Source organism: Streptomyces sp. NPDC051217 (genome assembly GCF_044455465.1).
GTDB lineage: Bacteria > Actinomycetota > Actinomycetes > Streptomycetales > Streptomycetaceae > Streptomyces.
This window is the reverse complement of the sequence record NZ_JBITEV010000011.1, coordinates 255,747-277,111: the sequence shown is the minus strand read 5'-3', so window position 1 is coordinate 277,111 and position 21,365 is coordinate 255,747. Positions and strand designations below refer to the sequence as shown.

General features: G+C 71.6%; 19 protein-coding genes. 9 read left to right on the top strand and 10 right to left on the bottom strand.

Going from position 1 to position 21,365, the window contains the following annotated elements:
- Window positions 1–185: 185 nt before the first annotated feature.
- Window positions 186–1,637: an MFS transporter gene (locus tag ACIBBB_RS24900; protein WP_398985527.1), complete on the bottom strand. Its 1,452-nt coding sequence runs from the start codon at window positions 1,635–1,637 to the stop codon at window positions 186–188.
- Between the two features lie 42 nt (window positions 1,638–1,679).
- Here ACIBBB_RS24900 and ACIBBB_RS24895 point away from each other — a divergent pair, with 42 nt between their 5' ends.
- The gene (locus tag ACIBBB_RS24895; protein ID WP_398985604.1) at window positions 1,680–2,813 is read left to right on the top strand and encodes a GlxA family transcriptional regulator; all 1,134 of its coding nucleotides are present in this window, start codon (window positions 1,680–1,682) and stop codon (window positions 2,811–2,813) included.
- Here the strand turns inward: ACIBBB_RS24895 and ACIBBB_RS24890 are convergent.
- From ACIBBB_RS24890 to ACIBBB_RS24880, 3 genes are all read right to left on the bottom strand, one after another.
- Window positions 2,800–3,357, bottom strand: a complete 558-nt coding sequence (locus ACIBBB_RS24890; protein WP_398985525.1) for an ATP-binding protein — start codon at window positions 3,355–3,357, stop codon at window positions 2,800–2,802. The two genes, ACIBBB_RS24895 and ACIBBB_RS24890, sit on opposite strands and share 14 nt — an antisense overlap.
- Window positions 3,358–3,839: 482 nt before the next feature.
- Window positions 3,840–4,352: an EF-hand domain-containing protein gene (locus ACIBBB_RS24885; protein ID WP_398985523.1), complete on the bottom strand. Its 513-nt coding sequence runs from the start codon at window positions 4,350–4,352 to the stop codon at window positions 3,840–3,842.
- Between the two features lie 123 nt (window positions 4,353–4,475).
- The gene (locus ACIBBB_RS24880; protein ID WP_398985521.1) at window positions 4,476–4,850 is read right to left on the bottom strand and encodes an STAS domain-containing protein; all 375 of its coding nucleotides are present in this window, start codon (window positions 4,848–4,850) and stop codon (window positions 4,476–4,478) included.
- A gap of 277 nt (window positions 4,851–5,127) precedes the next feature.
- On the opposite strand from ACIBBB_RS24880, the gene ACIBBB_RS24875 reads away from it, so the two are divergent.
- Window positions 5,128–5,709: a sigma-70 family RNA polymerase sigma factor gene (locus tag ACIBBB_RS24875; RefSeq protein WP_398985518.1), complete on the top strand. Its 582-nt coding sequence runs from the start codon at window positions 5,128–5,130 to the stop codon at window positions 5,707–5,709.
- Window positions 5,706–7,211: a maleylpyruvate isomerase N-terminal domain-containing protein gene (locus tag ACIBBB_RS24870; RefSeq protein ID WP_398985516.1), complete on the top strand. Its 1,506-nt coding sequence runs from the start codon at window positions 5,706–5,708 to the stop codon at window positions 7,209–7,211. The genes ACIBBB_RS24875 and ACIBBB_RS24870 overlap by 4 nt, the downstream gene beginning before the upstream one ends.
- Before the next feature lie 110 nt (window positions 7,212–7,321).
- Here ACIBBB_RS24870 and purU read toward each other — a convergent pair whose 3' ends face one another.
- Both purU and ACIBBB_RS24860 read right to left on the bottom strand, forming a co-directional pair.
- Window positions 7,322–8,221 (bottom strand): formyltetrahydrofolate deformylase, encoded by a 900-nt coding sequence (gene purU, locus ACIBBB_RS24865; protein WP_398985513.1) that lies wholly within the window; start codon window positions 8,219–8,221, stop codon window positions 7,322–7,324.
- Between the two features lie 91 nt (window positions 8,222–8,312).
- The gene (locus tag ACIBBB_RS24860) at window positions 8,313–8,759 is read right to left on the bottom strand and encodes a hypothetical protein (RefSeq protein ID WP_398985511.1); all 447 of its coding nucleotides are present in this window, start codon (window positions 8,757–8,759) and stop codon (window positions 8,313–8,315) included.
- Between the two features lie 175 nt (window positions 8,760–8,934).
- Here ACIBBB_RS24860 and ACIBBB_RS24855 point away from each other — a divergent pair, with 175 nt between their 5' ends.
- Window positions 8,935–10,236 (top strand): ABC transporter substrate-binding protein, encoded by a 1,302-nt coding sequence (locus ACIBBB_RS24855; protein WP_398985509.1) that lies wholly within the window; start codon window positions 8,935–8,937, stop codon window positions 10,234–10,236.
- Between the two features lie 219 nt (window positions 10,237–10,455).
- Here ACIBBB_RS24855 and ACIBBB_RS24850 read toward each other — a convergent pair whose 3' ends face one another.
- Together ACIBBB_RS24850 and ACIBBB_RS24845 are read right to left on the bottom strand one after the other, a co-directional pair.
- Entirely contained in the window at window positions 10,456–12,210 is a 1,755-nt protein-coding gene (locus tag ACIBBB_RS24850; protein ID WP_398985507.1) for a hypothetical protein, read from the bottom strand.
- 310 nt (window positions 12,211–12,520) lie between these two features.
- Window positions 12,521–13,903 (bottom strand): transcriptional regulator, encoded by a 1,383-nt coding sequence (locus ACIBBB_RS24845; RefSeq protein WP_398985505.1) that lies wholly within the window; start codon window positions 13,901–13,903, stop codon window positions 12,521–12,523.
- A gap of 311 nt (window positions 13,904–14,214) precedes the next feature.
- On the opposite strand from ACIBBB_RS24845, the gene ACIBBB_RS24840 reads away from it, so the two are divergent.
- From ACIBBB_RS24840 to ACIBBB_RS24825, 4 genes are all read left to right on the top strand, one after another.
- Window positions 14,215–14,910 (top strand): bifunctional DNA primase/polymerase, encoded by a 696-nt coding sequence (locus tag ACIBBB_RS24840; RefSeq protein ID WP_398985602.1) that lies wholly within the window; start codon window positions 14,215–14,217, stop codon window positions 14,908–14,910.
- Between the two features lie 72 nt (window positions 14,911–14,982).
- Entirely contained in the window at window positions 14,983–15,897 is a 915-nt protein-coding gene (locus ACIBBB_RS24835; RefSeq protein WP_398985503.1) for an ABC transporter ATP-binding protein, read from the top strand.
- Entirely contained in the window at window positions 15,894–17,570 is a 1,677-nt protein-coding gene (locus ACIBBB_RS24830; RefSeq protein ID WP_398985501.1) for a transporter, read from the top strand. Before ACIBBB_RS24835 ends, ACIBBB_RS24830 begins: the two co-directional genes overlap by 4 nt.
- A gap of 107 nt (window positions 17,571–17,677) precedes the next feature.
- Window positions 17,678–18,088, top strand: a complete 411-nt coding sequence (locus ACIBBB_RS24825; protein ID WP_398985499.1) for a PPOX class F420-dependent oxidoreductase — start codon at window positions 17,678–17,680, stop codon at window positions 18,086–18,088.
- A gap of 36 nt (window positions 18,089–18,124) precedes the next feature.
- On the opposite strand, the gene ACIBBB_RS24820 is transcribed toward ACIBBB_RS24825, so the two are convergent.
- Together ACIBBB_RS24820 and ACIBBB_RS24815 are read right to left on the bottom strand one after the other, a co-directional pair.
- Window positions 18,125–18,988 carry an alpha/beta fold hydrolase gene (locus tag ACIBBB_RS24820; protein WP_398985497.1) on the bottom strand — a complete coding sequence of 288 codons (864 nt, stop codon included), beginning with the start codon at window positions 18,986–18,988 and terminating at the stop codon, window positions 18,125–18,127.
- 668 nt (window positions 18,989–19,656) lie between these two features.
- On the bottom strand, window positions 19,657–20,352 hold the full coding sequence (locus ACIBBB_RS24815) for a metal-dependent transcriptional regulator (protein ID WP_398985495.1): 696 nt from the start codon (window positions 20,350–20,352) through the stop codon (window positions 19,657–19,659).
- A 223-nt stretch (window positions 20,353–20,575) separates the two neighbouring features.
- Between ACIBBB_RS24815 and ACIBBB_RS24810 the strand changes: the two genes are divergently transcribed.
- Window positions 20,576–21,331 (top strand): SIS domain-containing protein, encoded by a 756-nt coding sequence (locus ACIBBB_RS24810; RefSeq protein WP_398985493.1) that lies wholly within the window; start codon window positions 20,576–20,578, stop codon window positions 21,329–21,331.
- Window positions 21,332–21,365: the final 34 nt, after the last annotated feature.

Here is a 21,365-nt window from a genome sequence, read left to right as displayed (position 1 = left end):
CGCGTTGTCTTCACTCGCCCAAGTACGCCCAGTCCATCCACCACGCCGATCCTCCGCCTCGCGATCGCGCGCACCAGCCGCCGTGAGCCCCGCCCCGCGGGCGGACAACGCTACTTTCACCACACGCCCCCAGGCCCTGTCCGGCGGATCTTCGCGGGCGGACGGCGCTACTTCGCGGAGACGCCCTAGCGTCTTTCCTCAAGCCGGTCCGCCGCCTTCGCCGGGGCCTTGCCCTCAGAACTTTCCTCCGCCGGAGGACCCAGGGGCTTGGCCCCCTCCGCCGCCCGCGGGCCGGCCGCCACCCCGCCCGCCCGCTCGACGCGGGTCAGTTCACGGATCGGACGAGCGGCGAACAGCGCCCCGCAGACCAGCGTGTTCACCACCGCGCCGCCCACCAGCACCTCGCGCATCCCGACCGCTTCCGCCACCGGCCCCGCCAGCGCGCGGCCGACGGCCAGCATGATCAAGGAGCCGGCGACGTCGTACGCGTGCAGCCGGTTCAGCGCCTCCGGCGGGATCATCGTCTGGACCGTCGTGGACCACATCACCAGCCAGAACGCCAGGGCGACCCCGCCCACGAAGAACCCGGCGGCGAGCAGCGGCAGCGGAACGTCGTACGCCAGCACCAGCAGGTTCGCGGCGACCGCGAGCAGCGCGGTCGTCCCCGCGAACAGCGGTCTGGCGGGCCGTAGCCGCAGTGCCAGCAGCCCGCCCGCCACGTTGCCCGCGCCGTGCACGGTCATCATCAGGCCGAACATGGTCGAGCTGTACCGCTCGGTGACCACGACCGCCTCCAGCGGGACCATCGGCCCGAGCACCGTGACGCCGTACACCGACCAGACCGCGATCACGCCCCACAGCCAGGACCGGGCCCTGAACTCGCGCCAGCCGCCGATCAGTTCGGTGAGCATCGAGTCGCCGCGCACCGGCTTCATGCTCTCCATCCGGACCAGGAAGAGACAGATGCCGCTGATGCCGAACGTGGCCGCGTTCACCGCGAAGATCGTGCCGGGCCCGCCGAAGCCGGCCAGCGCGCCCGCCGCCGCCGGACCCGCCATCGTCGCCAGGGACTCGGTGACCCGCAGCACCGCGTTGCCGCGCTGCACGTCGGGCGAGAGCACGGGCAGCATGCTGGCCACGCCCGGCTGGAAGAGCGCGGCACCGAGCCCGTTGACGGCGCTCAGCACGTACACGAGCCAGAGCGGCGGTGCTCCCCCGGCGAAGAGGACCGCGAGGGCCGCCGTCCCGAACAGCCGCATCACATCGGCGAGAACCATCATCCGACGCGGGGTGAACCGGTCGGCGAGCACCCCGCCGAAGAGCACGAATCCGGCGAAGCAGACCATCCACGCGCCGAGCGCGAAACTGACGGACGACGCGCCGTGTCCGGCGTCGAGCAGTCCGGCGGCCAGCGCGACGGGGACCATGCCGTCGCCGAACCGCGCCACGGTCCTGGCCAGGAAGAAGAGCCGGAAGTTACGGTTCCAAAGAGGCGTCCCGTCCGGCTCGCCGGTGTATCCGGCGGTGGTTCTCGCGGGTTTCCCGGCCGGGCCGGGAATGGCAGGGTCCGTCGGACGCTTGGCAGTCACAGGGTCGACAGATATCAAGTACTGGTCTGGACCACCAGGGGTTTCCATATGACGGACAGCACAGACCAACGGCACGGGAGGGGCGGGACGATGACGGAGAGCGGTTCGGGGAACAGTTCGGGGAGCGGCGGCGACCGGCCGCGCCACCGCGTCGCGGTCCTGGCGCTCGACGGGGTCCTCCCGTTCGAACTGGGCATCCCCCAGCGGATCTTCGGCCGTGCCAAGAGCCCCGAGGGCGCCCCGCTGTACGACGTGATCACCTGCTCGGTCCGCCCGCCGGGCCCGGTCCGTACGGACGCGGATTTCGACATCGTCGTGGAGAACGGCCCCGAGGCCATCGCCACCGCCGACACGGTGCTGATCCCCTCCTCGTACGAACTCGGCCAGGTCTACGAGTCGGGCAGGCTCACCGACGAACTCACCGCCGCCTTCGCGTACTTGCGCCCCGGCACCCGTCTGGTCGCCATCTGCACCGGCGGCTATGTGCTGGCCGCCGCCGGGTTCCTGGACGGCCGGCCGGCGTCGACCCACTGGTCGTCGGCCGCGCACTTCCAGCGGACCTTCCCCCGGATCAAGGTCGACGCGGATGTCCTCTTCATCGACGACGGCGACGTTCTGACCTCGGCCGGGGTCGCCGCCGGGATCGATCTCTGTCTGCACATCGTGCGCAGCGACCACGGCTCGGCGATCGCCAACGACGTGGCGCGGCATACGGTCGTCCCGCCGCACCGGGACGGCGGCCAGGCCCAGTACATCCAACGCCCCGTCCCGGAAGTCCAGTTGGCGACCACCACCAAGGCGAGGGCATGGGCACTCGCCCGCCTCCAGGAGCCGATCCAGCTGCGGGACATGGCGGAGCAGGAGTCGATGTCCGTGCGTACGTTCACCCGCCGCTTCCGCGAGGAGGCGGGGATCAGCCCCGGACAGTGGCTGGTTCTGCAGCGGGTCGAGAGGGCGCGGTATCTGCTGGAGGCGACGGATCTCTCCGTCGACCAGATCGCCAAGGACGCGGGGTTCGGTACGGCGCAGTCCATGCGCCAGCATCTCCAGGCGGCGCTCGGTGTCGCGCCGACCGTCTACCGCCGGACGTTCCGCGCGGTCCCCGGGCAGCGGACGCCGCCGATCGACGGCGCCCGGAACAGCGACGGCGCCCGGAAGGGCAACGGCGGCCTGACCAGCACGGCTCCCGGAAAGGCGACGGCGGCGGCGCTCAGGCCTGTGTGACGGCCTTCGACGAGCCGTCGGCCGGGCGGTCCACGTCCACGGATCGCCCGGTCGCCACGGGCAGGTCGACCGCGTAACGTCCGATCCCGCCGTTCAGCCCGTGCGCGGCCGTCGGCGGCTCGTACTCCGCGCTCGGGCCCGGTTCACAGCGGTCCACCTCGCACCAGATGCGTTTGCCCGAGCCCTCCGGCTGCCAGCCCCACCGGTCGGCGAGCCCGTCGACCAGTTCCAGGCCGCGCCCGTTGGTGTCCTCGCCCAGCGCGTGGCGCTGACAGGGCGGTCGCGCGCTGGTGTCGGCGACCTCGACCCGTACGGTCCCGGCCTCGGCGGCCCCCGATCCGAACAGCATCCGCAGCACGGCCGGACAGCCGGTGTGCACAACGGCGTTGGTGACGAGCTCGGAGATCAGCAGAATCAGCGTCTCCGCCAGTGGCTCGTCCTCGTTCATTCCGGAACCGATGAGGCGCGAACGCGCCCATCGGCGGGCCCGTCCGACCTCCGCCGGATCGGCCCCGACCTCCAACTGCATCTGAAGTACCTGCACCGCTCACACCATCCGAACCGGCGGGCACATCGCCTCGCGCCTCGACAAGGTCCACGACAAGGTCACAGAACGTGATTCCCTTGTGGGACAGCATGGTTGACGTACAGTCACCGCAACAAGCGCTTCGGGCATATTCCAACGCGAAGGAGTACGCGTGAGGCATACTGTGCGACGCGCTCTGCGGGGAGTCGAACAAGGACGCTCCGAGCGCCTTCGAACGGTGCGATCGGCAGGCATTCGCCGGTCCGGCGTCGCCGTACTGGCCACACCGGATCCGTCTCGTTCCACCGAAACTCGCACCCGAGCGAGCGTACCGGAGCCTGCCGCCGACTCCGGCCCGTGACGGGTCGCTGGAAGGACACAACCCGGTATCGACATGTGCGCGCGCCGTCTCGTCACGCATGGTGACGCTTTCCGGTAGGGCCGCCCCGCGGCTCCGCCCGGCTCGGATTCCGCGGCCCGGTGCCCCCGCCGGTCCCGGTCTAAGGCTCGGGCGTCACGTAGTACTCGGCGAACGCCGTCAGGATCTCCTCCTCGGAGATCCGGCCGTCACCGTCCCCGTCCAGGTCCCGCGCGACCTGCGCCGCCCTGGACTGCTCCGTGCCGAGCACGACCAGCACACGCTCGGCCGCCGCGGGCGTGACACCGCCGCCGTCCTCGTCCGCGATGGCGATCACCGCGTGCAGGAAGGGCCTGGCGATCTCGGCGAAGCGCTTGGGGCTGTCGCGCAGCCTCTTCGCGGCGCCGGTGATGAATTCCTGCCGGGTGACCCGCTGGTCACCGTCGACGTCGGCGATACCCGCCATGCCCTGCCAGAAGGCCTCGGCCCCGTTGTAGAGGGCCTGCCCCTTCTCGGATCGTGCGGTGACGCCGAACTCCGCGAGCAGTGCCGCTGCCGCTCCGCTGAAGTCCTCGCGGTCGATGTAGCCGTTGCCGTCCTGGTCGAAGGCGGCGAATCGGGAGGCGATCTTGCCCTCGTACTCTGCGCTGTCCATGAATGGGAGCGTACGACGCCGGGGGGCCACCGTGTGGTGGCTTCACATCTGTCCGGTGGACACGAGCTGTGGACATCACCGGTGGCCGGCCCGTGCCTGACCTGTGCCTGACCCGTCCCTGCCCTATGCCGACAGGGGCTGCGCCTCCTCGTCGACGGCCTCGGAGACGTCCGAGTAGACCTCGAAGAGACGGCGCACGCCGAGAGCCGCGAGGACGCGGTTGACGTGCGAGCCGTCCTCCGCGCCGTGGGCGGGCAGGATGAGATGGAGCCGACCCTGGCAGGAGCGCATCAACTTGCGGGAGGCGATGAGCACGCCGACGCCGCTGGAGTCGCAGAAGAACACCTCGGACAGGTCGAGCACCAGCTCACGGCGGCCGGCGGCGACCGCGTCGTGGACGTGCTGGCGGACCACGGGCGAGGTCACGAGATCGAGTTCTCCGGTGATGTGCAGCACGGTCCACAGACCGCGCTCGTCCTTGTCCACCTTGAGCGTCACGCCTGGACCTTCCCTCGCACCGTTCCGGGGATCCAATAGCGGACCCTCAGATTCCGGACCTTCACCGGAGATCGTCCTTCTTCTTCGCGGCTGCCCCCCTGACCTCTTATGAAACACAACGGACACCGGGCGGGGAAATTCCTTATCACCTCGGACGGCCTCCGGGGGCGCACTTGACGCAAAGGGGCGCACTTCGATGACACTGGCCAGTACATTCGAAAGGCGGGGTCAGCTCACGGAGTCGGGTAACGGAGCAGTCACAAGGGCTGGGGGTCTCATGGCAAAGGACACACCGCCCCGCTGGGACCGCAGGATGCAGCAGCGGCTCGCGCGGGGTGAGGCCGCCGCGCTCGGTGAGCTGTACGACCGCTTCGCCTCGCTCGTGCACAGCCTCGCCCACCGCGTGCTCGACGACGACGAGGCCGCCGACCGCATCACCCGCGAGGTCTTCGGTTACGTGTGGGAGAACCCGGAAGTCTTCGACCCCAAGCAGGGCTCGATGCGGTCCTGGATCGCCACGCTCACCCGCCACCAGGCCGTGCACCGGCTGCGCCAGCTGGAGACGGCCGCGCACCAGGCCACCGGCGAGGGCACCGCGGAGGAGCTGGAACAGAAGATCCGCGAGGCGTCCGCCGCCGCACGCGCCGACTACATCGTCACCTCCATGCCCGCGCCCCTGCGCGCCGCGCTCGACCTGGCGTACTTCCAGCGCCGCGACTACCGGCAGACCGCCGCCGACCTCGGGGTCACCGAGGACGAGGCGCGACGCCGGCTGCGGCTCGGTCTGCAACTGCTCTCGTCGGCGAACACCCGGCCCCTGGAGGGCTCCTCGCCGCCCGGCAACGGACGGTCGCTGTGACCGGGCCGCTCGACGACGGCCGGGGCAACCCGGACGACCCCGAGGGAGTGCGCGGCATCCCGCGCATACCCGGCCAGCGCGCCGCCGCGGACGACCTGGAGCCGCCCGCGGCGGACGTACTGCGCCGGGCCGTCGAGGGTGCCGCGCGCGCCGCACAGGCGGCGAAGGAGAGCCGCGATCGGGAAGAGCCGGATGAGGCGAACGAGGCAGACGCGAAGGACGACGGCGGCGCGGGCGACGGGCGCGACGCGGCGGCGGGGGCCGGCGGCGTTACGGGCGCGGCCCCCGACAGACCCGTCGAACCGGCCCATCCGCCGGATCCGGGCGGGGAGAGGGGCATGACCGGCGGCCGGTATCCGCAGAGTCCGCCGCCGCCCTGGCCCCCGACCGAGCCGACCGGGCCGCCGCCCTCGCACTCCGTACTCAAATCCCTGCTCGGCGCCTGGGCCCTGGCCGCCTGCTCGCCCGAGGAGACGATCCACGTCGAGAACCACCTCACCGAGTGCGCGCCGTGCGCCGACGAGGCCCTCAAACTCCGTGACGCCGTCGGCCTGTTGCAGACCGACCGCAATCTGGATCTCCCTCCGCTGCTCCGCTCCCGCGTGCTGGAGACCTGCCTCGACCGCCGGGCCGCCCGTATCCCCGTGCCGGTGTGGGCCACCCCGTACGACGCGGAGACCGCCCGGCTCGACGCGCTGCTGCGCGACTTCGGCGACGCCGAGTGGCACGCGCCGCTCCAGCTCAGATGGTTCGAGAAGGAGGAGCCCACCGCACGCCGGGCCACGGTCGCCGGGGTCATCGGGCATCTCATGACCGTGGACGGCCTGGTGGCGTCGGCAGTGGGTCTTGAGGATCCGCTGGGCTCGGCCGCGGCGCGGTCGCCGACCGACCGGACCGAGGCGTTCTGGCGTACGGCGCATCCGCCGCCCACCCGCACGATCCACGAGCCGTGGCGCGACCAGAGTCACGAGCTGATCAGGACGGTGTCCTTCGCGGGGCGCGGGGTGGCCGAACTCTCCGTCTCGTACGGCGAGTTCGCCCTGCCGTTGCGTGACGCGCTGATCGACCGGGCCTTCGAGTGCTGGATCCACGGCTGGGACATCGCCGAGGCGGTGGACTACCCGTATCCGGCGCCGAGCGGTCCGCATCTGCGCGTGATGATCGACCTCGCCGCGCAGCTGATCCCGTCCGCCCTCGCGGCCCGTCGCCGCGCGGGCCTGGCGTCACCGGCCCGGCAGCTGGTCGTGCCCGGTTCACCCGGGCGGTCGCTGCATCTGGAGGTCGAGGGCACGGGCGGCGGGGACTGGTACATCGCACTGGACTCACCGGCCGCGGTCGGCACGGCCGACCGCGCGGTGGCCCAAGTGGCGCTGGACGGCGTGGAGTTCTGCCAGCTGGTCGCGGGCCACATCTCGCCCGAGGAGGCGGCGGCCGGCCAGGACGGCGACCGCGAGGCGATCCGCGACGTCCTGTCCGCGGCGGCCTCGCTGAGCCGGCTGTAGGACCCCTGCCTCAAGCGCCGGACCGACGCTTGAGAGCGGCAACCGACGCTTGAGAGCCGCAACCGCGCTTGAGGGCGGGGACCGCCGGCCCGGCCGACCGACGTACAGAATTACGCGAAGATCACCGTGCGGGTGCCGTTGAGCAGGATGCGGTGTTCGGCGTGCCATTTGACCGCGCGGGCCAGCGCCTGGCACTCCACGTCGCGGCCGACCGCCACCAGCTGCTCCGGGGTGACCTCGTGGCCGACGCGCTCGACCTCCTGCTCGATGATCGGGCCCTCGTCGAGGTCGGCCGTCACATAGTGCGCGGTCGCGCCGATCAGCTTCACACCCCTGGCGTGCGCCTGGTGGTAAGGCTTCGCGCCCTTGAAGCTCGGCAGGAAGGAGTGGTGAATGTTGATGATCCGGCCGTTCAGCTGCTTGCACAGGTCCTCGGAGACGACCTGCATATAGCGGGCGAGGACGACCAGCTCGACGTCCTCGGCGCGTACGAGCTCCAGCAGCTGGGCCTCGGCCGCCGCCTTGGTGTCCTTCGTCACAGGGATGTGGTGGAAGGGGATGTCGTAGGAGGCGACCAGCTCCGCGAAATCGGTGTGGTTGGAGACGACGCCGGCGATGTCCACCGGCAGCGCGCCGGTCCTCGACCGGAAGAGCAGGTCGTTCAGGCAGTGGCCGAACTTGCTGACCATCAGGATGATCCGCATCCGGTCCCCGGCGTGGTGGAGCTCCCAGTCCATCCGGAAGGAGTCGCCCACGGCCGCGAAGCTCGCGCGCAGTTTCTCCACGGTCACGGGCGTATCGGCCGAGAAGTGGACCCGCATGAAGAAGAGACCACTGTCACGGTCGCCGAACTGCTGGCTGTCCTCGATGTTGCATCCGGTCATGAAGAGAAAGCTGGACACGGCATGCACAATGCCCTGTTTGTCCGGGCAGGAGAGCGTCAGAACGTACTGGTCGGACAGGGCGGCGGGCCGGTCGGACACGGCCTCGGGCTGCTGCGGGGCACTCATGAACCCTGAGGATTCCACACGGGGCGGGCACCCGCACGGGGCACTCGAAACCGCCGGGGACCTCATGCGCCCGCGGGCGGACGCGGGCGCCTCAGGCCGACCGCGTCATGATCCGCAGCACGTCCAGCGAGCGCGGCACCGTGTCCGGGTCCTCGCCGTCGTTCACGGCCAGCCTGACGTGCGCCTCACGCGCCGCCCGCACCGCCTCCGGCCAGCCGTGGTGCTCCAGATACACCGCGATCGGGGCGTCCGGCCCCACCTGGTGCATGATCCGCAGCACCCGCAGGACGGCGACGTCGACCAGCGCGGCCTCGCCGGAGTCACGGAAGATCGTCCCGACGTACTTCTCCGCCGACCAGTTGTCCAGCCAGGTGTCCTCGACCAGCCGGTACACGGCGTCGGTGACGTCGCCGTACCCCTCGCGGCCGGCCAGCCAGTACTCCTGGTGGAAGACGGGATCGGAAAGCATGTGCAGCGCCGAGCGCACGTTGCTGCGCCAGCGCCACCAAGGAATGTCATTGAGCGGCATGCCGCCCATGGTGGAGGAGCGACGGGGCCGACGGGAAGAGTTATCCGAACCTTGCTGCACAGCAGCAGATCGTACGGTCAGTCCGGACGTGATGACGTTGGCCCCCTGTAATTCACCTCGTGGTCATGTGCGGTTGAACAAGCCCCACCTGGCAGTTACCCACAGGCCGGAAGTGTGCGGATACATGACCGGTAGGCAGCAGCGCTCGTCCTTCCCTCGCAACTTCCGCCGGAATTCCGCGGTCCGCGCCTTGTGCACGGTGGCGGCCGGGGCGTCGGTGGTCACCGGATGTGGCGTGCTCCCTGGCGACCCGGGGGGCTCCAGGGAGCCCGTCACGGTCATGACATGGGCGCCCGAGGGCACCGGTGCGACGAACATGCCCGGCATGCCGGCCATGGCCAAGGCCTACGCCCGGTGGGTCAACGCGGCGGGCGGTATCGACGGCCACGAGCTGCGCGTGCTGACCTGCAACGAGCGCAACACCTCCGCGGGCGCGGCCGACTGCGCGCGCCTGGCCGCCGACAAGGACGTGACGGCCGTCGTCGGCTCGTACAGCCAGCACGGCAACGCCTTCATGGCGCCCCTGGAGGCGGCCGGCATCCCGTACCTCGGCGGCTACGGCATAGCCGAGCGCGAGTTCACCAGCTTCGTCTCCTACCCGGTCAACGGCGGCCAGGCGGCGCTCCTGGCCGGGAACGGCATGCAGCTGGGCGGGGAGTGCGGCCGGGTCTCCATCGTGCGGCCCGACACGATCACCGGTGACGCGATGCCGGAGCTGCTCAACTCGGGTCTCAGCAAGGAGAAGGGCAAGGGCGACGGGGAGGACGAGAAGGCGACGGACGTCCGCGCGGCGGAGGACGCCACCGACTACACCTCCTCGGCCGAGAAGGCCCGCGAGAACGCGGCGGACGGCTGCGTCACGGCGGTGCTCGGCGACCGTACGGAAACGTTCTTCGACTCCTACCGGCGGCTCCCCGAGGACGGTGGGAACGTCCGCATCTCCTCGGTGCTCGGCAGCGTCGGCCAGCCGCTGGTGGACCGGACGGGCGGCTCGAACGGCCTCTTCGAGGGCGCGTACGTCACGGGCTGGTACCCGCAGGCCTCCGACCCGGCCTGGCAGCCGATGCGCGACGTGCTCCGGAAGCACGCGTTCGGCGACGCCAGCATCGACCCGTCGGACCCGGGCGTCCAGACCACCTGGATCGCCTACACCGCGCTCAAGTCGGTCATCGAGTCGATCGACCGGGACACGATCTCCTCGGCGACGCTCGCGCACGCGCTGGACACGGGCGCGAAGGTCGACACCGGCGGCCTGACGCCCCCGCTGCGCTGGCGCTACGAGGACATGCTCGGCCTGCCCGGCTTCCCGCGCATCGTGAACAGCGAGGTCACGTTCCAGGTGGTGCGCGACGGCCAACTGGTGGCCCTGAAGGACGGCTTCGTGGACGTCCGCGGCACCCTGAGCGACGCGGGCACGAGCGCGTAGCCCCTCCCGGCGGGGCAGGGTGTCCCGACGCCCCGTCCGGCCCTCAGCGGCCGGTGCGCGCGGGCGCGAGACGGGGGATCACCCTCCCGTGCCCGAAGGGCTACGGGGAAGAACGCGCGTGCCGGACGCGGGCACGCCCCGGCCGGTCGGCGGGGGTGTGTCCGACGCCCCGTTCGCACGCAGGGCCCCGGGGCCGAGCGTGCGTCCGGCACGCCGCCGTCACAGCTCCGTCGGGGCGCGTTCCGTGAGGCCGTACTTGGACGCGATGCCGTTCCAGAGGCCCGATGCCTTCTGCTTGGCCGCCGTCGCCTCGCCGCTCGCGCGGTTGCCCTCGGCCGCCGCCTTCGTCGTCCGGGCCCTGCCGTCGCGGCAGCCCTTCTTCGTCTTCGCCTCGGACGCCCACGTCGCGTAGTGGTCGTCCGCCGACGCGGAGGCCTGCCACGCCTTGGTCAGCGAGTCCGAGAGCTGACCGTGCTGCGGCAGCTTGTCGATGGTCACTTCCTTGAGGCGGGAGACCAGGTCGCGGCGCTGGTCGGCCGCGTCCTGGAGATCGGTCACGGCCTGGTCCAAGTTCTTGCAGCTCTTGATGGAGTCGACCGCGCTGATCACCGCCGACCGGCTGTCGTTGCTCTCGGCGAGAAGCTTGTCGAGCTCCTCGGCCTGCGGCTTGGCCGGGTCCTCCTCGGCCGGGTCGCCGCCCGAGCCGGACGGTGATGACTCCGACGAGACCGTCTGGTTCTTGTCCTGCTTCTCGGAGTCGTCGCCGCTCATCAGCCAGCCGGCGCCGAGACCGAGGACGGCGCAGCCGACGACGACGGCGGCGATCAGCGGGACCGGTGAGGACTTGCGGCGCCCGGCGGCCCGGCCCTGCGGGCCCGACGGCTCCTGCTGCGCGTACGGGGGCGGGGTGCCGCCCTGGCCGTAGCCCTGTTGTCCGTAACCCTGTTGCCCGTGGCCCTGCTGGGCTCGGCCCTGCTGTCCGTGGCCCTGCGCGCCGCGCCTGCGGCCCGTACCCGCGACCGGGCCCGCGCCGGGATCGAAATGCGGCAGCTGCTGGGTCTCGTCCGGCACCGCACCGCCCCCGCCGGGGGCCTCCGTACGGAAGAGGCTGTCGAACTCGGCGGGCGGCTGGCGGTCGCCGGGGGCACCGGGCCTGATGCCGTACGGCGCGCCCGGGGGCACGGCCGGGATGTCGTTCGGGTCCGCCGCGGGGACGGGCGCGATGAACTGCGTGGCGTCCGCGTCCGAGGTGCCCTGCGCGGGCGGCCCCGGATGGGCTGCTGTGCCGAGGTACTGGGTCGACTCGGCGGGGCGCTCGGGCGGCAGCCCGCCCGGGGTCTGGCCCTGCGGGTACTGCGGCACCGGCGGTATGTACTGCGTGGCGTCGGCGGGCCCGGCCGCGGCGGGCACCGGCGGTATGAACTGCGTCGCGTCCGCGCTGCCGCCGGGAGGCGCCTCGGCCGGCAGCGGCTGTGCGCCGTACGCGCCGGCCCCCGGCGCCCCGTAGGACTGCTGCGGCTCCTGATGCGGCGGCAACGCCTGCGGCAGGGGCCCCGGGTGGGCGGGCGGCAGGGGCTGCTGGTGCGGTTGGTACGACTGCTGCTGAGGGGGCTGGTACTGCTGCGGAGGCTGGTACCGCTGCTCGGGTTGCTGAGGCTGCTGCGGGTAGCCGTAACCGCCACCCCCGCCTCCGTACGCATCCGCCCCCGGCGCCTCGTACGACCCGTAGGCGCCCGAGCCCCCCTGAGGCGGAAGCTGACCTTCCGGCTCCGGCCGCTGCTGTGGCGCATCCGGGCCCCAGGGCTGCCCCCACGGCTGCCCGCCCGCCGGGGCGGACTGGTCGGCCGGGGCGGACTGGTCGGCCGGGGCGCCTGGGATCAGGGGGGGGCCGCCGTCGGCGGGCAGCACGATGCCTTCGTGCGCGGGCCGAGCGGCAGACGACTGCGGCTCGTCCCTTTGTCCGCTTTGCGTCACCGGGACTCCTCGTGTGGACCTACGGAATCGTCAGTTCACGCTACCGGGTGTTTCAGCGGCCCTGCTACGCGCCTGGAACCAGTCACCAACCGCCTGTTCAAGACAGCCTCCGGCGATGCGCGTCAATCGGACATCCGCGTCCCGCCGGCCCCGCGACCCCTCCCGTCCCCCATCTGTCCCGGTCACGGAGCCGCACTCGGGTCACACCACGCCCCACCGGCCACCGCGCCAACTCCGTGCGGTGGCCGCACGACCACCGCACGGCAGCACTACCACCCCCGCCCCGCGCGGAAGTTGTAGCAAAGCCGTGTCACGCGGCCTGCATCTCCAGCCGGGCACTGAACTCCCGTACCGCGGGCTCCGAGCCGTACGGCTCCAACCGCTGCTGGAGATCGTCCAGATACTCCGCTCCCCTGCTGGAGCGCAGCGTGCCGAGCAGCTCCGCGGCGCGCGTGCCCGTACGGCACGCCTCCTCCACCTCGCGCTGCTGGACCTGCGCCGTGGCCAGCAGGACGAGCCCGATCGCCCGCCGTCTGGACCGGGTCTCGGGGTGTCCCGTCAGCGAGTCGGACGCGTGGCGGGCGGCCGCTTCGGGCTGTCCCAGATCGCGGTAGCAGTGGGCCAACTCGTCGGCCAGATAGGCGTGGTCGAAGTGCGCGATCCACACCGGGTCGTCGTCGTGCTCCGGATCCGCGTGCTCCAGCGCGGTGAGCGCCCGGCCCGCGACGGCGTGGCACTGGCTCGCGTCGCCCATCAGGGCGTGCCCCCGTGCCTCGGCGGCGAGGAACATGGCCTGTGCCCTCGGAGTGACATGTCCACGCGCGCCCTCCTGCGCGGCCCGCGCCAACTGGGCGATCTCGCGCGGGTTTCCGAGCTGGGCCGCGAGATGGCTCATGGACGCGGCCAGCACATAGCCGCCGTATCCCCGGTCCCCGGCGGCCTGCGCGAGCCGCAGCGCCTGGATGTAGTACCGCTGGGCGAGCCCCGGCTGGCCGGTGTCGACCGCCATGTACCCCGCGAGCTCGGTGAGCCGGGCGACATTGGCGAAGAGCCTGCGGCCGACCGCTTCCCGGTACGAACCCGAGAGCAGGCCCGACACCACGCTGTTCAGATAGTGCACGACGACCGGGCGGACATGGCCGCTGCCGAAGCGGTGGTCCAGGTCGACCAGCGCCTCGGTCATGGCGGCGACCGCCGCGACGTCCGAATCCCCCACCCGCGCACCGGTGTTGCGCGCCACCGACGCGTCGGCGCCCGTGATCAGCCAGTCCCTGCTCGGCTCGACGAGCGCCGACGAGGCCACCGCCGATCCGGAGAGGAAGTCACGCCGGCCCACGTCGCTGCGCCACAACTCGCAGACCTGCTCGATCGCGCCGACGACGGTCGGCGAGAACTGGAGGCCGATGCCGGAGGCGAGATTCTTGCCGTTGGCCATCCCCAGCTCGTCGATGGTGACCGTGCGCCCCAGCTTGCGGCCGAGCGCCTCGGCGATGATGCCCGGGGCCCGGCCGCGCGGCTGCTGCCCGCGCAGCCAGCGCGCCACGGAAGTCTTGTCGTAGCGGAGGTCGAGACCACGCTCGGTCCCGACCATGTTGACCCGCCGGGCGAGACCGGCGTTGGAACAGCCGGCTTCCTGGATGAGTGTTTGCAACCGTTCGTTCGGCTGACGGGCGACGAGAGGCCTGGCTGCCAATGGATACCCCCTGTGGCCGCAGTGATCGACAAAGTCATCACTGCCCGGCAGTAATGCCGTGAATGCGTGCGATGGTCGAAATCAGCAATCTTCGGTAACTTTCAGGAAACGCCGCCCACTTGGCGTCGAGGTGTGTGTGACTCGCCTCACGCCTCCCAAATGGCAACCCTCGGTCACCGGATGTGGTTACCCATCTACGCGCCGCAACCTCGTACGCGCCCCCGCCCATGCATCAGTGCGCCCCGCGTGCAGGATCGATGCTCTTCCGCAACGGTCCGGGGCGCCCGTAACCCTCCGTGCGGGCGGGAGTTGTGCTCTTCGTGGACAAGACCATCGGAGTGACGGGCGTCACGGACGCCGCGCAGATCCCCACGCAGCGGGGCGACCTGCTGCTGGACACCGCCGCACGGTACGCGGAGGAACGGCACTGGGACGTGTTCCCCGGCACCTGGCTGGAGGCGGTGGGCGGCACGGAGCGGTGCTCGTGCGACCGCTCCGACTGCCCGGCTCCCGGGGCGCATCCCACGCGGCCGGACTGGGCGGCACAGGCGACGGGAAGCGGCGTCGCCGCGCGCCGGCTGTGGTCGAAACAGCCCCGCGCGTCGATCCTGCTGCCGACGGGCCGCACCTTCGACGCCCTGGACGTGCCGGAATCGGCGGGTTTCCTGGCGCTCGCGCGGATGGAGCGGATGGAGATGACGCTCGGCCCGGTCACCCGCACCCCAAACCGGCGGATGGTCTTCTTCGTCCTGCCGGGCGGCTCGCTGAAGGTGGACGACCTCGTACGGAAGCTGGGCTGGTCGGCGCCGGCGATCGATCTGGTGGCCCTGGGCGAGGCACGCTACGTGGCGGCCCCGCCCACCCGGGTCGGCGGCTTCGGCGCGGTGCAGTGGGCTCGGCGGCCCACTCCGGCCAACCGCTGGCTGCCGGACGTGGAGGAAGTGATCAGCCCGCTGGCGTACGCGTGCGGGCGGGACGCGGCGGCAGCGCGAAGCCTTCGCCCCTGAGGACCGCAGGGGGGCGGTCTTATGGTGGGTCTTCTCGACACCTCGAAGAGGAACACCGAAGGGCAGTGCGGCATGCCGGAACACGTACCGGACCGAACCACGGAGCGGACAGCGCGGGCGGAGCATGCGGCGACGCCGGACGCGGCGGGCGCGGCTGACGCGCCGGGCGGGGCGAGCGCGACGAGCGCGGCTGACGCGCCGGGCGGGGCGCGAACAGCGGCGCCGCCCGCCGTACGCGTGGAGGGGCTGTGGAAGCGCTTCGGCGACCAGGTCGCCGTCGCCGGGATCGATCTCGACCTGCCCGCGGGCCAGTTCGTGGGTCTCGTCGGCCCGAACGGCGCGGGCAAGACGACCACACTCTCCATGGTGACCGGCCTGCTGCGGCCGGACATGGGCCGGGTCCAGGTCGCCGGGCACGACGTCTGGGGCGACCCGGCGGCGGTCAAGGCCAGGATCGGCGTACTGCCCGAGGGGCTGCGGCTCTTCGAGCGGCTCTCCGGGCGCGAACTCCTCGGATACACCGGGCGGCTGCGGGGGCTGCCCGGTGACGAGGTCGACAAGCGCGCCACCCAGCTCCTCGACGTACTGGACCTGGCGGGCTCGCAGCACAAGCTCGTCGTGGACTACTCGACCGGTATGCGGAAGAAGATCGGACTGGCGGCGGCGCTGCTGCACAACCCCGAAGTCCTCTTCCTGGACGAGCCGTTCGAGGGCGTCGACCCGGTGTCGGCGCAGACGATCCGCGGCGTGCTGGAGCGCTACACCGAGTCCGGCGCGACCGTCGTCTTCTCCAGCCATGTGATGGAGCTGGTCGAGTCGCTGTGCGACTGGATCGCGGTGATGGCAGCCGGCCGTATCCGCGCGCAGGGGACCCTCGCGGAGGTACGGGGCGACGCGCCGTCCCTCCAGAGCGCGTTCCTCGAACTGGTCGGCGCGCAGGGGCGGGACACCGGCGCGTCCCTGGACTGGCTGGGCGGCGCCCGATGAGCGCGGGCCTGTCGGGGGCGGTGGGCGCGGCCGATCCGGTCGGTGCGGTCGGTTCCGGTACGACGCCCGTCGTCACCCTGGGGACCCGCGCGCTCGCGCCCGTCTTCGTACGGCTGAAGCTGTCGCTGCTGCGCAACGGGCTGCGCCAGTCCTCGGGCCGTACCGCCGCGTACGTCATCTCCGTCGTCTTCGCTCTCCTCATCGCCGCCGGCCAGCTGCTCGGCCTGATCCTGCTGCGCGGGAACGACGGCGCGGCCACGCTCGTCGTCGTACTGACCGCGCTGGTGGCCCTGGGCTGGGCGATGCTGCCGCTCTTCTTCCCCAGCGGGGACGAGACGCTCGACCCGAGCCGGCTCGTGATGCTGCCGCTGCGGCCCCAGGCACTGATCGGCGCGCTGCTGGCCGCGTCCCTGGTGGGGATCGGGCCGTTGTTCACGCTCTGCCTGGTGCTCGGCTCCGCGATCGCCGTCGCGCACGGCGCCGCCGCGATGGTGGTGTCGGTGTTCGTCGTACCGCTGGCGCTGCTGGTGTGCGTGGCGCTGTCGCGCGCCGTGGCCGCGGCGAACATCCGGCTGCTGACCTCGCGCAAGGGCCGGGACCTGGCCGTGCTGAGCGGTCTGGTGATCGCCGTCGGTATCCAGTTCATCAACTTCGGTGTCCAGCGCCTCAACGAGGCGGGCGGGCTCTCGGCGCTCGACCCGGTGGCAGACGTGCTGCGATGGCTGCCGCCCGCGTCGGCGATCGGCGCGGTGGACTCGGTGAGCGAGGGCGCGTACGGGCGGGCGGTGCCGCAACTGCTGCTGTCGCTGGCCGCGTTGGCCGCGCTCCTGTACTGGTGGCGCCGGTCGCTGGTGAAGCTGATGACCGCTCCGGACGGCTCGACGATCGCCGCGGCAGCCGGGCCGGCCCGTAAGGAGTCGGCGTCCGGGCTCAGCAGGCTGCTGCCCGCGGGGCGTACGGGCACGGTGATGCAGCGCAGTCTGCGATACGTGTGGCGCGACCCGAAGACCAAGGCGGCGTGGGTCACTTCGCTGGCGGTCGGCCTGATCGTGCCGCTGGTGAACGCCCTTCAGGGCAACGGCTCGATCTATCTCGCCTGCTTCGCGGCGGGGATGCTGGGCATCCAGATGTACAACCAGTTCGGGCAGGACACCTCCGCGTTCTGGATGGTGGCCCTGACGATCTCCTCCACGAGTGACGCGTATCTGGAACTGCGGGCGCGGGCCTTCGCCCTGCTGGTGATCACGCTGCCGTACTCGGCGCTGGTGACGATCCTGACGGCCGGGCTGCTCGGCGACTGGCAGGCGCTGCCCGAGGCGCTCGGGCTCTCCTTCGCGCTGCTCGGCGCGATGATGGCGACGGGCGCGGTGGCCTCGGCGCGGTTCCCGTACTCGATCCCGCAGGACAGCGCGTACAAGAACGTCGCTCCGGGGCAGGCGGGGCTGGCGTGGATCTCCATCCTCGGCGGCATGCTCGGCGGCGCGCTGCTGTGCGCGCCGGTGATCGGACTGACGATCGCGCTGCATGTGTCGGGCGCGAACGGCTGGACGTGGCTGGTGCTTCCGGTGGGTACGGCGTACGGCGCGCTGATCGCGTGGGCGGGGGTCCGGCTGGCGGCGCCGCGAACGGCGTCGACGCTGCCGGAGATCCTGACGGCGGTGAGCAAGGGCTGACGGGCGCGGGGTCGGGGGCCGGGGCTGAGGAGGCAGGAGCTGAGGGGGCAGGAGCTGAGGGGGCAGGTGCCAGGAGCGCCGGGGGCCACGGGCTTAAGCTCGCCGGTATGACTGTCACCCTCAGCGCCGCCGCCCGGAAGCTTCTCGACGGCCGCAATCCCGCCGTCCTGTCCACGATCAACCCGGACGGCAGCCCGCAGTCCTCGGTGGTCTGGGTCGGTACCGACGGCGACGATCTGGTCATCTCCTCGCAGGCCGGGCGGCGCAAGGTGACGAACCTGGCCGGTGAACCGCGCGTCAGCCTCAGTGTGTTCGACCTGTCCGACCCGCAGAGTTACGTCGAGGTACGCGGCACGGCCACCGTCACCGAGGACACCGGCAGGCGGACGGCCGTCACGCTCGCCGAGAAGTACGAGGGCCCCGGCGCCGGGCAGGAGTATCTGGACCTGCCGCCCGAGCTCCTGCGCGTCACGATCCGGATCACCCCGCAGCGGCTCACCGGCAGCGCGGCGGTCTGATCCGAAACGATTCAGCCCAGTCGCCCAAGGGACGCGTCACGGGGTCAACGCACCGTCCAGGAACGGCTGTATCGCGGCGCGCCAGGCGTCCGGCTGGTCGTAGTGCACGAGATGCCCGGCGTCGTTCACCTCCGCGTACTGCCCGCGCGGCAGGACCCGCACCATCTCCTGCGCCTCCGCGCGGCCCAGCTCGCCGTCCAGGCCCCGCACGACCAGCGTGGGGCAGCGGACCTGCGCCAGCTCCTCCCAGTGCGCGTCGTACACCCACGTAGCGCGTGAGGTGAGCATCTGGCTGCGGGAGAAGACCGGCCACCAGCCGTCGTCGCGCTCGGTCATCACCTCGGCGAAGAACTCGCCGCGGCCCGGATTCGGCCGCTCCAGCCAGGGGTCGTCCTCGCCGAACCACTTCCGTACGTCGGCGAGCGTCTTGAACGGCAGGGGCCAGGAGCGGAACCAGTCGTCCCACTGGCGCTGCGACGCCGCCCCGAGCGCCGACGCCCGCATGTCGCTGATGACCAGCGCTCCGACCAGGTCGGGCCGCTTCGCCGCGAGTTGCCAGGCGGTGAGCGCGCCCATGGCGTGGCCGACGAGGGTGACGGGCGCGAGGCCGAGCTCTTCGATCACCGCCTCGGCGTCCGACACGTACGCCTCGCGGGTGTACGACGCCTCGGAAGGCTTGGCGCTGAGGCCGTGGCCCCGCTGGTCGAGCGCGACGGCCCGGTGGCGCCCGGACAGCCAGCGCGCGGTGGCCGCCCAGTGCGAGGCGCGGCCCATCAGGCCGTGGAGCAGCAGCACACCCGGGGTGCGCCCGGTCTCGTCCCGCTCCCTGGGCTGGTCGGTGAACTCCCAGGCTGCGAGTGGCAGCCCGTCGAATCCGCTCACATCGATGCGCTGCACCATGTGTCCTGGCACCCCCTTCGGTCCTGAGTGGTCGAGTCCGATGGCACCGGCCCGATTCCGTGCCGTTCGGCGTGCGGCTCCCCAGACTATCGAACTCCCATTCGAAAACTTGGCTGCCGCGCGCAACACCGCTCGTTCGAGTGACCGTGGTCAACGGTTGTCCTGGGCGGCGGTGGGGAGATCTTCAGCGGGAGGCGGACCACTCGGGGATGAGGGTCCGTGGGGACCGACCCTGGGAGCTCGGGGCTCCGGGTCGGAAATGGGGAGGACAGGCCCCGGCGCCGCAGGGCGCCGGGGCTCTTGCCGTACGAGGAGCACGAGGTCCGGGCAGGTCCGGGGCGCGCGGCACGCACGGCGCACGCGGGCGAGTGGTCCGGCGCCCCGGCCCCGGCGGGCACGACAGACACGGCGACAGACACGGCGAAAGGCACAGCGACAAGCGTCAGGCGCACAGCCCCGCTCCCTCCTCGGCCGCGTACCAAGGTCCGCGACCGCTGCCCTCAGGTCATATGCCCCCGAGCCAGCCTGGCACGCGAATCGCCCGCCCGCTGCCATTCCGCCGGGAATTCGTATTCTCCGCTGTCGAAGGAATACTCTCCGCAGCCGCGCCCGGGTGCCAAGACCCCCGTCCCGGGGCCCGGGACCGGAGTCCGGGCCCCCGGGGGGAGTCAGCGCTTGGCGACGAAGACGTGCGAGGCGACCTCGGAGTTCAGCTCGGCGGCCTCTCCGCTGCTGCCCACGAGCACCCCGCCGACCGGTGACTCGGTCACGCTCACCACGGAGCCGGGCTGCACGCCCGCCCGTCGCAGCGTGTACATGAGCTGGGCGTCGGTCTGGATCGGCTCGCCGATCCGCCGCACCACGACCGTCTTGCCCTCGGTGCCCGGGTCCAGATCGGCCAGGCTCACCATGCCCTCGTCGAGGAAGGGGTCGGCCTCGGCGTGCTCGCCCAGCTCCGCCAGGCCCGGGATCGGGTTCCCGTACGGCGACTCCGTGGGGTGCCTCAGCAGCTCGACCACCCGCCGCTCGACGGCCTCGCTCATCACGTGCTCCCAGCGGCAGGCCTCCGCGTGCACCTGCTCCCACTCCAGGCCGATCACGTCGACCAGCAGACACTCGGCGAGACGGTGCTTGCGCATCACGCGCGTCGCCAGCCGGCGCCCCTCCTCCGTCAGCTCCAGATGCCGGTCGCCCGCAACCTGCACCAGTCCGTCCCGCTCCATGCGCGCCACGGTCTGGCTGACCGTCGGCCCGCTCTGATCCAGCCGCTCCGCGATCCGGGCGCGCATGGGGACCACACCTTCCTCTTCCAGTTCGAGGATGGTGCGGAGATACATCTCCGTCGTGTCGATCAGTCCGGACATACGTGCCCCTCGATGCTGTGACATGAAAACAACCGTGCGCAGGCCCCGTGCTCAATTCTGACGCATCGCACCGACAACCGTGCCGTGCGGGAAGCCGCCGAAGGGGAAGCCGTATTGACACGGTAAAGGTCCAGACCGCAACGTGATCCGCGGCACAGGCATTCCCTCCCCTGTCCGTCTTCTTTTCCGCCCTTTTCTCCGCCCCCTACGGAAGGGTCTCTCGATGAGCGAGAGCACGCTGGCCGGTCAGTTCTTCGGCGCCGCGATCGGTCTGCTGGAGCGCGTACGCGACGAGGAGGCCGCGAACATCGAAGCGGCCGGGAAGGCGATCGCCGAGGCCGTGGCCTCCGGTGGCCGTGTCTTCGCCTTCGGCGCCGGGCACTCCTCGCTCGCCGCGCAGGACGTCGTCTACCGGGCGGGCGGTCTCGCCGTCATGAATCTCCTCAACGTGCCGGGCGTGATGGGCGTCGACGTGATGCCCGCGACGCTCGGCTCCGCGCTGGAGCGGGTCGACGGCCTGGCGAGCGCGGTGCTGGACTCCAGCCCGGCGACCTCCGGCGACGTCCTGGTGATCATCTCGCTGTCGGGGCGCAACGCGCTCCCCGTGGAGATGGCGCTGAACGCGCGGGCGCTGGGTCTGAAGGTGATCGGTGTGACGTCGGTGGCGTACGCGACGGAGACGAAGTCCCGTCATGTGTCCGGGACTTACCTCAAGGACCACTGCGACATCGTCCTCGACAGCAAGATCGCGGTGGGCGACGCGGAGCTGTCGGCGGACGGCATCGAGGCACCGTTCGCGCCCGCGTCGACGGTCGTGACGAGCGCGCTGATGCAGGCGATGGTGGCGACGGCGGCGGGCGGCCTGGTCGAACGCGGCGTCGAACCTCCACTGCTGCGCTCGGGGAACGTGGACGGCGGCCACGAGTGGAACGGCCGGGTGATGACGGAGTACGGGGACCGGATCTTCTACCGCCACTGAGCCTGGGGCGACCGCCGAAACAGCCGGTGAAGGC